Annotated in this window: 9 protein-coding genes and 1 pseudogene; 2 read left to right on the top strand and 8 right to left on the bottom strand. The window is 71.0% G+C overall.

The genetic code is table 11. The features are described 5' to 3' along the window. Window positions 1-133 precede the first annotated feature (133 nt). From ACZ58N_RS20670 to ACZ58N_RS20695, 6 genes and pseudogenes are all read right to left on the bottom strand, one after another. The gene (locus ACZ58N_RS20670) at window positions 134-3034 is read right to left on the bottom strand and encodes a hypothetical protein (protein WP_471161769.1); all 2901 of its coding nucleotides are present in this window, start codon (window positions 3032-3034) and stop codon (window positions 134-136) included. Window positions 3035-3558: 524 nt separating this feature from the next. After that, entirely contained in the window at window positions 3559-3714 is a 156-nt protein-coding gene (locus ACZ58N_RS20675) for a hypothetical protein (protein ID WP_471162052.1), read from the bottom strand. A 45-nt stretch (window positions 3715-3759) separates the two neighbouring features. After that, window positions 3760-3885: pseudogene (locus ACZ58N_RS20680) on the bottom strand (CPCC family cysteine-rich protein); the annotation flags it as partial. Between the two features lie 362 nt (window positions 3886-4247). Continuing rightward, complete coding sequence (locus ACZ58N_RS20685; RefSeq protein WP_471161772.1) at window positions 4248-5501, bottom strand: sensor histidine kinase; 1254 nt, start codon at window positions 5499-5501, stop codon at window positions 4248-4250. Window positions 5502-5577: 76 nt separating this feature from the next. After that, window positions 5578-6300 (bottom strand): two-component system response regulator CseB, encoded by a 723-nt coding sequence (gene cseB, locus ACZ58N_RS20690; RefSeq protein ID WP_471161775.1) that lies wholly within the window; start codon window positions 6298-6300, stop codon window positions 5578-5580. Window positions 6301-6380: 80 nt separating this feature from the next. Continuing rightward, window positions 6381-7274, bottom strand: coding sequence for an endonuclease/exonuclease/phosphatase family protein (locus ACZ58N_RS20695; protein WP_471162043.1), 894 nt, complete (start codon window positions 7272-7274; stop codon window positions 6381-6383). Window positions 7275-7713: 439 nt separating this feature from the next. On the opposite strand from ACZ58N_RS20695, the gene ACZ58N_RS20700 reads away from it, so the two are divergent. Then, window positions 7714-8358, top strand: a complete 645-nt coding sequence (locus ACZ58N_RS20700) for an NADPH-dependent F420 reductase (RefSeq protein WP_471161778.1) — start codon at window positions 7714-7716, stop codon at window positions 8356-8358. Between the two features lie 176 nt (window positions 8359-8534). Here the strand turns inward: ACZ58N_RS20700 and ACZ58N_RS20705 are convergent, their stop codons facing one another. After that, entirely contained in the window at window positions 8535-8690 is a 156-nt protein-coding gene (locus ACZ58N_RS20705; RefSeq protein WP_471161781.1) for a hypothetical protein, read from the bottom strand. A gap of 14 nt (window positions 8691-8704) precedes the next feature. Next, on the bottom strand, window positions 8705-10366 hold the full coding sequence (locus ACZ58N_RS20710; protein ID WP_471161784.1) for a PucR family transcriptional regulator: 1662 nt from the start codon (window positions 10364-10366) through the stop codon (window positions 8705-8707). 377 nt (window positions 10367-10743) lie between these two features. Here ACZ58N_RS20710 and ACZ58N_RS20715 point away from each other — a divergent pair, with 377 nt between their 5' ends. Then, window positions 10744-13146 (top strand): xanthine dehydrogenase family protein molybdopterin-binding subunit, encoded by a 2403-nt coding sequence (locus ACZ58N_RS20715; protein ID WP_471161787.1) that lies wholly within the window; start codon window positions 10744-10746, stop codon window positions 13144-13146. Window positions 13147-13197: the final 51 nt, after the last annotated feature.

Genomic DNA, 13197 nt, shown 5'->3' on the forward strand with positions numbered 1-13197 from the left:
TTGCTCCCCTCCTCGTCTCCGTAGGCGACGCAGCGTAGAACGCCTTCACCGGAGTCGTCCGACGCTTCGCGCGGGTGCGGCCTTCCAGGGCCGAGGCTGGACTCGATCAACCACGGTCGGCCTCGTCCGCGGGTCAGTCGACCGCTGTCAGTTCCGTGTCGATCTCCGTGGTCGACCGCTGGCGTACGGCACGGTCGAAGAGGTCCCGGATGTGGGGGTGCTGTCCGTACGGGAAGCGCACCGACCAGCGCGTGACGACGTACTCCAGCAGGTCGAAACGGTCCGCGCCGGCGATCGTCGATGCGGCAAGCAGGCTCTGGCGGACATCGAGCGTGCTGGTCGGCGGGTCCTGGTAGTTGCTCTTGGCCACGAACATCAGGGCCCGCATCGCAAGCACCGGCTCGCGGGAGGTGTAGAAGTGCGCGTTGTCGGTCCACTTCGGCAGTTCGACACCGGAGTCCGGGGTCCAATCCTCGAAGTCGGCGCGCAGCCCGGGAAGCACCGGGGTGGGCCGCTCGCGCGGCCCGACCGGGCGTCCGGCCAGTACGGCCTCGGTGGACGAGGCGTCCAGGGTCCATGGCCATGCGAACTCGCGTCGCACCAAACGGGCATCGAGCCAGGGATCGCCCACGGCGAACATTTCCGGGGCGAGGATGTCGCCGTACTTGTCCTCGAAAGCCGGAACGAACGGGCCTCCCGGATTTTTGAAGTGGTCGGCGTCGAATATCGCGTCCCACACGAGGCGGTTCCCGTTCCTCACCAGGGCCCGCAAGGTGTCCGCGCTCCGGGTGGTCGGCGCGAGCACGACGCGCGTGGGGTCGTCGAGCCGGCCCACGACTGCGTCCACCAAAGCCTCCGGGGCGAACCCGAGGAGGACGGCCGGTGCCCCGTGCAGTACCACCGCCCCACCCGGACCGCTCTGCGGTTGCCCGGTCGCGGCGTCGAGCAGCTCGGGCAGCGTACCGTCGAAGCCGGCGACGAGCAGGCGCACGGCGTGCGCCCAACGCTCGGGGGAATCGCCCAGCCGGTCCCGTACCAGCTTGGCCATCTCGTCGGGGCCGGGTCCGAGCAGGAGGTCGGCGGCGGGCACCACGTCGAGCGGCGCACCGCCGTCGCCGAGGAGCGCCGCAGTGCGCAGGAGCCGCGGCAGAGGGCCCGTGAAGTAGGTGGGCAGGCACCGCAGCGCGAGCCAGAACCGTGCCTCCGCCTCCGGGGTTCCCGGGCCCGTGTCCCGTAGGAACTCCTCGACGAGTCGACCGAGCGTTTCGCGAGGAGCGTGGGGAAGCAAGCGTTGGACGGGGCGTGCGTGCCGGAGCACGTCCTCGGGAGTCACCGCGGGTGCCCATCCGGTTTCGGGGCGGGCCGCGCGGAGGACCAGACCTGCCGCGGAGGAGGAGAACAGGGGCGGCAGGAAGATGTCCTCGGCCAACGCCCGCAGGCCGATGGCCCTGTCGGCGTAGAGGCGCAGTAGATCCAGGCCGGTGGGAACGGAGCCGGTCAGGGCGGTGACGATGTCGGGGGGACAGTCGGCGCGGGCCAGGAGGACTCCGTACCGTTCGCGTGCCCGCTTCCGGTGATGACGCATCGCCGGGTCGGCGAGACGGCTGCGGACGAGGTCCCAGTCGACCCGGTAGGAGGGATCGCGGGTGATGTCACCGGCTGCGGCGGCGAACTCGGACTGCGTGTACAGCGACGCCTCACGGGATGTCGGGTCGCACGGCAGACGCAGGGCCCACACCCGCAGCGCCTCGTCCAAGTGCTCCTCGCCCCGTGCTCGACGCTCCGCCGCGGCGCTGTGCAGCGGCTGCGCGGACCCTTCGGCCGATGCGGCGGCGAAGGCCTCCCGAACGTCCTGGTCGCGGAATCCATCGCCCTGCTGGATCGACAGGTTGCGCAGTTCGTCGGCCCGGTCCGCTTCCCACAGCCGTATGCCGGCCATCAGTTGCTGGTACGCGGTGAGCAGCCGTTCCCCGTTCCCGAGCGAGGCCCGGAGCGCCTGGGCGACGAGTCCGGGTTCGTTGGAGTCGTAGCAGAGCCGGAGCAGATCGGCCTCCCACGGCACGGCCGGCCGGGCCGCTATGAGGGCGTGGACGGCAGGGGTTCGGGGCAGCGGGCCCACGGCGTCGGGGCCGAAGGGGCGGCCCTCCAGCAGGGCCAGCCGGATCGAGGGGGCCAGCCGGTAGCCCCGATTCGGGTCGAGGCAGGTGAGCAGCCACTCGTTGATCTGCGGATCGTCCCGGAGCAGGAAGGCCCGTTCGATGTCCGCTTCGGTTCCGCCACTGCGATACACCCGCCGGTACTCCCCGCCGAACAAGGAGCACCACACGTCCCGGTCGCCGGTGTCGATGAGCTGCTGTACGAGGGCAGATCCCGTGCCTGCACTGCACAGCACGCGCAGGGGCTGGCGGGCGAGGCGGGCGAGCAGGCGTGGTCCCAGATCGCGCGGAGCGAGGTCGACCAGCCATGCGATGGCGCTCTTCGGCTTGACGGGTTCGTCCGCCGACAGACCCGTCGTGGTGTGCCGCACCGCGGTGTCGAGCAGCGTCGGCAGATCGCCGGCGTAGCCCTCCGCGAGCAGCTCGAACGCGCTCTCCCAGGCCTGTTCGTCTGTGCCGAGCCGCTCACGGACCCGCCGGGCCACCTCCGGTAGCGGCTCACCGCACCGGTGGATCCCGAGGAACTCAGCAGGTGCTGCCAGCCACTGCCTTTCGACATGACCGGCTGCCACCTCGGCCTGCCCGTCGCCGACGGCGGCGGCCGTTTCGGGGGCGAGGTCCTCGCGGGCCGCAACGAGAACTGCCTGACGGGACGTCAGGCCCCAGCGTTCGAGGAGAAGGCCCACCTCGTGGGTGTCGCCGTGTTCGGCGATCCAGTCGCCGAAGCCCTCGGGCGGCGCATACCAACGATCCCGCAGTATGTCCGCGCGTTCCTGCGGCCCGAGCGCCGCGGCCACCTGCGCCGCTGCGCGGTGTCCGGCGTACCGGAACAGGGAAAGGAACGTTTCGCCGCGCTCTTCGGCCATCTCTGTGCTCACGGCCCCACAGGCTACCCCGGGGGCAACTGCGTGGATCAAGGGACACCGGGACGGCTCACCGCATCGGGCCCTGGTCAACCCCGGTGGGCCTTGGCCTTGGTGCCTTCCGTGACGACTTCGATACCGTCGGCGTCGGCGTCGGCGCAACAGCAGCAGGACGTCGTCTGGAAGTTCTGTCCATCAGAGCCTGGCACGGCAGGCCTTTCAGCCTCGCGCCTGTCGCCGGACTGCCCCGCCTGCGCTCTCTGACCGCCATGCCCGGCACACTGGCCGACCCCTTGGAGGTCGCCGAGCTCACCGGTCTGGAGTTCCTGGAAATCGGTGCCCGGGAATGGCGCTTCCTCCTGGACGCCGGAGCCGTCCCGCGCACGCTGAAGGCGGCAGGCAAGGTGCGGGACCAGGACCACCTGCCCGTTGCGGCCATCGCGAACGAGATCCTGGCCCTCTGGGACCGGCCCAGGATCACACAAACACTCATCTCCACTCGGCGGTGTGCTCGGCTACGGCGGCCCTCACGCCGGCGTTCAGGGCTGGGCCAGCCGCTGGTAGAAGGTTCCGATCGAAATACCGGCCTCCTCGGCCACCAGCGGCAGCGTGTCGAAGGAGAGCTCCCACTCGCCCCGGGGCCCGAACCCTTCGACGATCCCGAACGGGATGACCGTGCCCTTCCGGCTGATCATCGTGCCGTGCCATTCCACGTAGGTGGTGGTCCGGCCGAAGGCGACCTGCCCCGACTTGAAGGTGACCGGGTCGTCCTCCCAGCAGCAGACAGGGCAGATGCCATGGGAACCCGGCCACCCGTCTGCGGAATCGAAGACGAGATGACCGCAGCAAGGGCAGGGGCGACGCATATCCAGCGGGCCAGTCTGGTACGCACCTTGAACAACAGCGACTCAATTGTCCCAAGTGATCTCTTCGATCCTGGAACCGCGAGGAACCACCCGGCTCTCCTCCCAACGGTCCAGGTTCTGCGCGCGGTGGACGAGAGGCTCCCGCCCTTCGGGGGAGCTGAGGGGTCTGGGCGAGTCCGCCCGGATGACGTGGGCGCCGGCGGATGGATCCAGGGATCCGTCGGCGATCCGACGAGCGAGCCGGCAGGTCATTTCCCACTTCGCAGCCCGGGGGCCGGCGGGCCGTTCGAAGGACGAGCGGCCCCTTCCGTACCGGGTTCGGCCGGGTGTCCGCTGCCGGAGCCGTGGTGCGCGGTTCGGTCTCAGCCCGCGTCCGGACTCAGGTGCAGGGTGGCGACCGCGCCTCCGTCCGGGGCGTTCGTGAAGGTCAGTCGTGCTCCGAGCACCTCCGCCTGGCCGAGTGCGATGGTCAGCCCCAGGCCGTGTCCCCGGCCGCGTTCGGCGGAGCCGGTGCGGAAGCGCTGGGGGCCTTCGGTGAGGATCTCGGCGGGATATCCCGGCCCGTGGTCCCGTACGACGATCCGCGGGCCGGTCACGGTGACCTCCACCGGGGTCGCGCCGTGCCGGTGCGCGTTGGTGACGAGGTTGGCGACGATCCGCTCCACGCGGCGCGGGTCCGTCTCGACCTCCTCGGCGGCGCCCGCCGTCCGGACGCGGGCGTCCGCACCGGTCCGCCGGACGACGTCGGCGACCAGGTCGGCCAGCGGCACCAGGTCGGTGCGGGCCCGTTCGGCCCCGGCGTCGAGGCGGGAGATCTCCAGCAGATCCTCCACCAGTGCGCTCAGTGCCCTCGCCCGGTCGCGTACGAGCCCGGCCGCTTCGTCGTCCTCGGGGAGCAGTCCAGCGGCGGTGGTCAGGCCCATCAGCGGGGTGCGCAGCTCGTGCGCGACGTCCGCGGTGAAGCGTCGCTCGCCCTCCAGTTTCCGTTGCAGGGCGCCCGCCATCTCGTCCATGGCCGCCGACATCTCGGAGATCTCGTCCCGGGCCCGTCCTCCCGGGCCGATCCGGGCGCCGAGGTCTCCGCCGGCGATGGCCCGGGCAGTTCGGGCGCCCCGGCGCAGGCGGCGGTTCATGGGCTCGGTGGCCAGGGCGGCGAGGGGCACGACGACCACGAGGGCGGCGAGCACGGCCTTGACGATGCTGCGGTCGAGGAGTTGCAGGGCGCGGACCTCGAAGCTCATGTCGGTGCGGGCGACGAGCACCCGGTCGCCGTCGACGGGCATGGCCGCCCAGAGCCAGTACGCGTTCGGGGGTCGACGGTCGAACCAGGTCACGTGGAGGGCGCCCGGCTCCTTGCGTTCCAGCGCCTTCGCGAGCGGCCGGTCGAGCTGGTCGGGGCGCTGGAGTTGGACGTCGATCGGTGTGGTGCCCGAACGGGCGTACTCGCGCTCCGCGGCGTCCAGCCGGGCGCCGACGCGTTCGGCGCCCGTGCGTTCGCTGCGGTCGGCCATCGACCGGTGGACGAGTACGCCGACCACCGCGGCGACGGCGCAGCACGCGGCGGCGGTGAGTGCGGCGATCTTCCAGCGCAGGGCGCGGGGGTTGGGGAAGGCCATGTGCGATGCCATGCTCCGGTCGGGGTTCGATGCCGGGCTCCGGTCGGGGTTCGGTGCCGGGCTCCGGTCGGGCGTCCTAGCCGCGGACGAGTTTGTAGCCGAAGCCGCGGACGGTTTCGATCCGGTCGGCGCCGATCTTCTTGCGGAGCCGCAGGACGCACAGGTCCACGACCCGGGTGTCGCCCTCCCAGCCGTAGTCCCAGACGTCGCGCAGCAGACGGCGGCGGTCCAGCACGACGCCGGGGGCCGCCGCGAACTCCAGCAGCAGCCGCAGTTCGGTGGGGGTCAGTGGGACGGGGCGGCCGGCGCGGTGCACGTCCAGGCCGAGGGTGTTCACCGCCAGGTCGCCGAAGACGAGGACTCCGTCCGGCTCCCGGTCGGGAGCCGGGGCGGCGGGTGCGGCGGACGGCGCGAAGGTCGCGCGGCGCAGCAGGGTGCGGATCCTGGCGACGAGGACGGCGGTGTCGACGGGTTTGACGACGTAGTCGTCGGCGCCCGCCTCCAGTCCGGCGACGACGTCGAGGGCGTCGCCGCGCGCGGACATCATCAGCACCGGTACCGGGCTCTCCTCGCGGATCCGGCGGCACAGGCCGATCCCGTCGAGTTCGGGCAGCATCACGTCCAGGATCAGCAGGTCGTGCGCGCCGGCCCGGAAGGCCTCCAGTCCCGTCAGTCCGTCCGCGGCCGGCGTGACGCGGTAGCCGTAGCGCTCCAGCGACAGTTGTACCGCGCGGCGGATGGTGTCGTCGTCCTCGACGAGCAGGACACTGACGGGGTCCGGGACCGGTATTGCCGACATGCCGCCTTCTTGTGTTATCGGGCTGGTTCACCTTGTTTACGGCCCCTACGGTACCCAATGGGTGTCCGGAATCTTCCGCCTCAGAAGCGGAGGGACGCCGCGACGGGCAGGTGGTCGCTCCCGGTGGCGGGCAGGGTCCACGCGGAGACCGGGGTCATGCCCTTCAGCAGGATCTGGTCGATGCGGACCATCGGGAAGGCGGCGGGCCATGTGAGGCCGAAGCCCGCACCGGACGCGCGCTGCGCCGATACCAGCCCGGAGGTCACCGGCCGCAGCGCCGTGTCGTCGTACGTCCCGTTGAAATCGCCGACCACCAGGACGCGGGGCGACGACTCCGTACGCAGGGCCGCGGCCAGCTTCCGGGCCGCATCGTCGCGGTGCCAGGTGCCGAACCCGTCCGTGGTGACGCGTACCGAGGCGAGGTGCACGGCGTACACGGCGATCGGACCGCGAGGGGTGTCGACGGTGGCCCGCACCGCACGTGTCCACGGCATGATCTCCACCGGTTGCGCTCCCCTCAGCGGGTACGTGCTCCAGATCCCGACGCCCAGGTGCACCGAGTGGTACGGGTAGCCGGCCGCCAGCTCACGCTCGTACACGGGTGTGGACGCGGCGGAAAGCTCTTCCAGTGCCAGGACGTGCGCCCCCGACGCGGCCAGCGCCCGGGCTGTCCGGGCGTGGTCCTGGTTGCCTTCGTCGACGTTGTGGCTGACCACGGTGAGTTCCCCGCCGGAGGCGCTCTTGTCGGCGAGGGTGCCACCGAACAGGCAGCCCCAGACGACGGCGGGCACCAGGGCGGCCACCACCGCGATGCGGGAGCGGCGGACCAGCCCGACGCCGAGGAGCAGGGGCACGCTCAGACCCGTCCACGGAAGGAACGTCTGGAACAGGCTGCCGAGGTTGCCGGGGCCGCGCGGAACGTGGGCGTGGAGGGCCATCAGCAGGGCGCAGCCCACCGCGGCGACGGCGACGATCCAGCCGCGGGGGCGGGTACGGACGCGGCGCGGCGCGCCGGTGGCGTCGTCGTCGGGGACGGTGGCGTCGTCGTCGGGGACGGTGGCGGTGTCGTCGGGGGCGGGGACGGATTCGGTTAGGGGGGCAGGGGCAGGGCCCGCCGTGCCGGTCGGGTCGGAAACCTTCGAAGTGGTCACCTGCGAAGACTGCGCGAGCCGCACTTCGGCCCCGTGAGGGCGCCGCTTCGAGAGCCTCACAGGTGTGCTTCAGCCGTGTATCAGCATCCGCCCACCACCGGGGCCGGAGGAAGCGGTAGCAGCCTGATCGAACAGCTCCGGACGTGAGGCCTGCGCAGCGGCCCCGGTGGGCCGGTGGACCGGTGGACCTAAGTCTTTGGTACCGATCCGTACGGGCCCGCAGCCCGATTCCTCCGAGCGAGGCCGCAGCTAGCGTCGCAGCATGCGCATAGGACTACTTGGTACCGGCAACGTCGCCCGAGCACTCGCCCACGGCTGGGGCGCCGCAGGACATGACATCCTCCTCGGTTCGCGCCGCCCGGAGGAACGGACGGACCTCGGGCTACCCGTGGCCGGCCTGAGCGAAACGGCCGCCCACGCCCAGGTGCTCGTCAACGCCACACCGGGGGATGCATCCGTGGAACTACTGCAATCCATCGGGGCACCGGCCCTGGCGGGCACCCTGCTGATCGATGTCGGGGTCGGCCTCTCCGACGACTTCGTCGAGCTGTCGCACCCCAACAACAGCCTGGGCGAACAGATCCAGGCGGCCTTCCCACTCACTCCCGTCGTCAAGACGCTGTGCACCATGGACTCCACCGTGATGACCGACCCGGGCACTCTCGACGGCCCGAGCACCGTCTTCCTCTCCGGCGACGACGCCGCGGCCAAACGGACTGCCGGCCGGCTGCTCACGGACCTCGGCTGGCCGGCGTCGTCGCAGCTGGACATCGGCGGCATCACGACCGCACGCGGACAGGAACACTTCGCCCTCCTCTTCATGGGCATCGCGGCCGGTCTGCGGTCCCACATGTTCAACATCAACGTCGTCGCCACCCCCAACACTCGACACCTCCCACCCGCGTGAACCCGACGTTCCGCGAGAACGGCCGGCTCCAACCGGGCGGTGCACACCGAGGCGTCCAGCTCCACGCCCCCGTCACAGGCCGCCCTGGGTCATGTCCTGGTTCTCGGCCACGGTCAGGAAGCCAACACCCCGGCTCGGGAGCGGCGATCACGAGTGTCTCGCCCGGGACGGGGCGATCAGCAGCGCGGCCGGCACCAGGCCCGGGAAGCCTGACGGCCCCAGGTCCATCCGGCCACCACCCAGCCCGCCACGACCCATCCCACGCAGTGCGGGACCTCCTGGCCGGTGCGGGCCATCCACGACAGCAGGAGCCCGAGGAGGAGCAGCGGCACCCCGGGATCGCCGATCAGCCCGATCGCAAGGCCGCCAGGAAGTCCAACCTGGTTTCGAGGCGGGAAAGGTCGCGGCCGGTGAGTTGTTCGATGCGGGTGACGCGGTGGCGCAGGGAGTTGGCGTGCAGGTGGAGCCGAGCGGCGCAGACGGTCCAGGACGCGTCGCAGTCGAGGAAGGTGCGGAGCGTGTTCAGGAGGTCCGTCCGGTGCCGTCTGTCGTGATCACGCAAGGGGCCGAGGAGTCGGTCGGCGAAGCTCCGCAGGGTGTCGGCGGGGATCAGGGGAAGCAGGGACAGGATGTGCGTGGTGAGGTCGTCCGAGCCGCGTACGGCGACCCGTTCGGGGCCGGCCACGGCGATCCGTAGGGCGTTGCGGGCGGCATCGAGTGCGCGGCGGGCGTTTCCGGGTTCGTCCACGGGAACACCGATGCCGACGCAGACCCGGTCCGTCGGACCGAGCCATCGCGCCAGTACCCCCGAGAGCCGGCGCTGGACGGCCGAGCAGTCGAGCGACGGATCGGGATCGTCGGCCGTGGGCTCGGGGACGAGGGTGAGGAGGACGGCCTGATCGCCGTCGATGGTCGAGGCGATGTCCTGTGGCGTCACCCGTACCGGGCCGTCGGGTTGGAGCAGGGCCTCCTCCAGGAGCAGGCGCAGGTCCGCGGCGGGGATGGGGCGGCCCTTCCTCCATATGCCCGAGGTGACCACGAACTGTTCGCGGGGCCAGGTCAGTTGTCCACTGACGATGGACTGCGCGGTGCTGCGCAGCCGTATGGGTATCTCCTCGGCCGGCACGGTGCTCCGGAACAGTTCCAGGGCCCGGCCGGCCAGGTCGCGCAGTGCTGCCTTCGACCGCTCGTGCGCGGCTCGCTCGTCGGCGACCAGTTCGACGAGCCGATCGAGAAGTACCGCGTCGGGCGCGGGCCAGTGCGAGGTATCGGCCTCGATGACGACGAGCCAGTCACCCAGTTCGCCGGCCCGCGGTTCGGCCCCGGCGGCGTCACGCGCGTCACCCACCGGTACGAGGGAATAGGGCCGGCTCCCGACCGTCACCAGGTGGGGGGCCGCCCCGCCCGCGCGGCGCGCGGCCAGGTACCGCGAGGCCAGTGCCGTCGCCGTCCCGGCGCGCAGCGGGGGTCGGATTCCGGATATCTGACGTCCGGTCACGGAGAGGACCCGTACGTCGACGCCGAGGCTCTCCCGTAGGAGCGCCAGCACCAGGTCCGCGGAACTCCGGTCGGCGAGGAGCATCCGATGGCGTTCGACCACGGCCGCGAGGTTGCCGACGTCGTCCTGCCGGTGCAGTCGCCGCAGTACGTGTTCGGTGATCGAGGAGAACGAGGTTTCCGGTCGTACGGCGACGAGGGGCAGGCCGTGGCGGCGGCAGGCACGCACGACGTCGTCCGGGACGAGTCCGTGTTCGACCTCGCCCGCGGCCAGGGCGGTGACACCCGCCTGGGCGAGGACACCTACGAAGGCCTCGGCGTCCCCGTCCTGGTGCCACCAGGCGAGCCCGGTCAGGACGAGTTCGCCGCCGGTGAGGAACCGGCCGGGATCCGACCTGTCGATGATCGGGACGGCGGATATGGCTCGATCGAGCAGGTCGTCGTCGATCTCCGCGCCCGCGAGTGGACGCAGTCCCAACTCGTCGATGTTCAACAGTTCACGGAGCCGCATGATCGTCACCCTCTCACGCCGTGCCCGGCGTGGAGCACGTATCACCACAGCTCAGGGAGTTGGCGCGGTGGGAAGGCACTGACGTCCACAGGCGGTGGGGCAGGCATTTCTGAGTGATCGGTGACTGACACGTCCCCGGTCCGCGCTGTCTACTTCTGAGCGTTCGGCCGGGAAGGAGCGGCGAGTTCAAGCCCTGGAACGGCCGAAACGGCCGGACGGCCGGACGGACACGGGCGGGGAGCGCGGTGCGGTGTGCCACGTACGGGGGTCGTGGCACCGGCCCCCGAGCCGTCGAAGAACATCCGCAGCGTCCGGAGAGTCCGGAGCATCCGGAGAGTCCGGAACATTCGTGAACATCAGGGAGAGGCGGTCCACTCATGGCCGGTACCACCAGAAGGAATCCCACCGGAGTCCCCACCGACGTCACGCAGGGCTCGGGGACCCGGGGCGGCATCGGCGAGTCCACGCTGCGCCCCGACGGCACCCTCAAGGTCACCGGCGAGTTCGCGTACTCCTCGGACATGTGGCACGAGGACATGCTGTGGGGGCAACTCCTGCGGTCCACCGTCGCCCACGCCGAGATCGTCTCCATCGACACCTCCGAGGCCGCCGCCCTGCCGGGGGTCCGCGCGGTGATGACGTACGACGACCTGCCGGCGCCGATGAAGCACTACGGCATGGAGTTCCAGGACACGCCGGTCCTCGCACACGGCAAGGTACGCCACCACGGTGAGCCGGTCGCCCTGGTGGCGGCCGACCACCCGGAGACCGCGCGGCGCGCCGCCGCGAAGATCAAGGTCGAGTACCGGGAACTGCCCGTCATCACCGATGAGGCCTCAGCGACCGCTCCGGACGCCGTACTCGTGCACGAGAACCGCGACGACCACCACTCCGGTCACGTCCCGCACCCGAACATCGTGCACCGTCAGCCGATCATCCGCGGCGACGTGCGGGAGGCCGCCGAGCGCGCCGACGTCATCGTCACGGGCGAGTACACCTTCGGCATGCAGGACCAGGCTTTCCTCGGTCCGGAGTCCGGTCTGGCCGTGCCGGCCGAGGACGGCGGCGTGGACCTGTACTGCGCCACCCAATGGCTGCACTCGGACCTCCAGCAGATCGCTCCGGTCCTGGGCCTGCCACCGGAGAAGGTCCGCATGACGATGGCCGGGATCGGAGGCGCGTTCGGTGGCCGCGAGGACATCTCGATGCAGATCCACGCCTGCGTCCTCGCCCTGCGCACGGGCAAACCGGTCAAGATCGTCTACAACCGCTTCGAGTCGTTCTTCGGCCACGTGCACCGCCACCCGGCGAAGCTCACGTACGAGCACGGCGCCACCAAGGACGGCAAGCTCACGCACATGAAGTGCAAGATCGTGCTCGACGGCGGTGCCTACGCCTCGTCCACGGCCTCCGTCGTCGGCAACGCCGCGTCCCTCTCGGTCGGCCCGTACGTCATCGAGGACGTAGAGATCGAGGCAGTGGGCCTCTACTCGAACAACCCGCCCTGCGGCGCGATGCGCGGCTTCGGCGCCGTCCAGGCCTGCTTCGCCTACGAGGCCCAGATGGACAAGCTCGCCGCGAAGTTGGGCATGGACCCGGTCGAGCTGAGGCAGCTCAACGCCATGGAGCAGGGCACCACCATGCCCACCGGCCAGATCGTGGACTCCCCGGCCCCGGTCGCCGAGCTGCTGCGCCTGGTCAAGGAACGTCCCCTGCCGCCGGTGCGCCAGTGGGAGGACGCGGACGGGGTGGCGGACGTCCGCGCACTGCCGGGTGGTCTGTCCAACACCACCCACGGGGAGGGAGTCGTGCGCGGTGTCGGCTATGCGGTCGGCATCAAGAACGTCGGGTTCTCCGAGGGATTCGACGACTACTCGACCGCGAAGGTCCGCATCGAGGTCATCAACGGCGAGCCCGTGGCCATGGTTCACACCGCGATGGCGGAGGTGGGCCAGGGCGGCGTCACCATCCACGCACAGATCGCCCGCACCGAACTCGGCGTGCAACAGGTGACGATCCACCCCGCCGACACCCAGGTGGGGTCGGCCGGCTCGACCTCGGCCGGCCGCCAGACGTACATGACCGGCGGATCCGTGAAGAACGCGTGCCGCATCGTCCGCGAGCGGGTCCTGGACATGGGCCGGCGCAAGTTCGGCGCGGGCCACCCGGGGTGGGGGAGCTCCGAACTGCTCCTGGAGGGCGGCAAGGTCGTCACGGACGCCGGAGAGGTCCTCGCCTCCCTCGCCGACGTCCTGGAGGACGAGGTCGTGGAGATCGAGGAGGAGTGGCGCCACCGCCCCACCCAGCCGTTCGACCTCGTCACCGGCCAGGGCGACGGTCACGTCCAGTACTCGTTCGCCGCGCACCGCGCGGTCGTGGAGGTCGATACGGAACTGGGGCTGGTCAAGGTCGTCGAGCTGGCCGTCGCCCAGGACGTGGGCAAGGCCCTCAACCCGCTGTCCGTGGTCGGGCAGATCCAGGGCGGCACCCTCCAGGGTCTGGGCGTCGCGGTCATGGAGGAGATCATCGTCGACCCGAGCACCGCGAAGGTGCGCAACCCCTCCTTCACCGACTACCTGATCCCGACCATCCTCGACACCCCGACGATCCCGGTCGACTACCTCGAAATGGCGGACCCGAACGCGCCGTACGGGGTACGAGGCATCGGCGAGGCCCCGACCCTCTCCTCCACACCGGCCGTGCTCGCCGCGATCCGGGCGGCGACCGGTCTGGAACTGAACAGGACTCCGATCCGCCCCGAGCACCTCATCGGAGCCTGACCGGCCCACCGCCCCGACGGGGAACCAGCGGCCCGATCCCGGGGCGGCGGA

Source organism: Streptomyces sp. NPDC040432 (assembly GCF_055595445.1).

Excerpts from the sequence above, each read along its gene's own strand:
- ACZ58N_RS20715 (WP_471161787.1), top strand. The coding sequence starts at position 10,744 with ATGGCCGGTACCACCAGAAGGAATCCCACCGGAGTCCCCACCGACGTC.
- ACZ58N_RS20700 (WP_471161778.1), top strand. The coding sequence starts at position 7,714 with ATGCGCATAGGACTACTTGGTACCGGCAACGTCGCCCGAGCACTCGCC.
- ACZ58N_RS20685 (WP_471161772.1), bottom strand. The coding sequence starts at position 5,501 with ATGGCCTTCCCCAACCCCCGCGCCCTGCGCTGGAAGATCGCCGCACTC.
- ACZ58N_RS20675 (WP_471162052.1), bottom strand. The coding sequence starts at position 3,714 with ATGATCAGCCGGAAGGGCACGGTCATCCCGTTCGGGATCGTCGAAGGG.
- ACZ58N_RS20710 (WP_471161784.1), bottom strand. The coding sequence starts at position 10,366 with ATGCGGCTCCGTGAACTGTTGAACATCGACGAGTTGGGACTGCGTCCA.
- cseB (WP_471161775.1), bottom strand. The coding sequence starts at position 6,300 with ATGTCGGCAATACCGGTCCCGGACCCCGTCAGTGTCCTGCTCGTCGAG.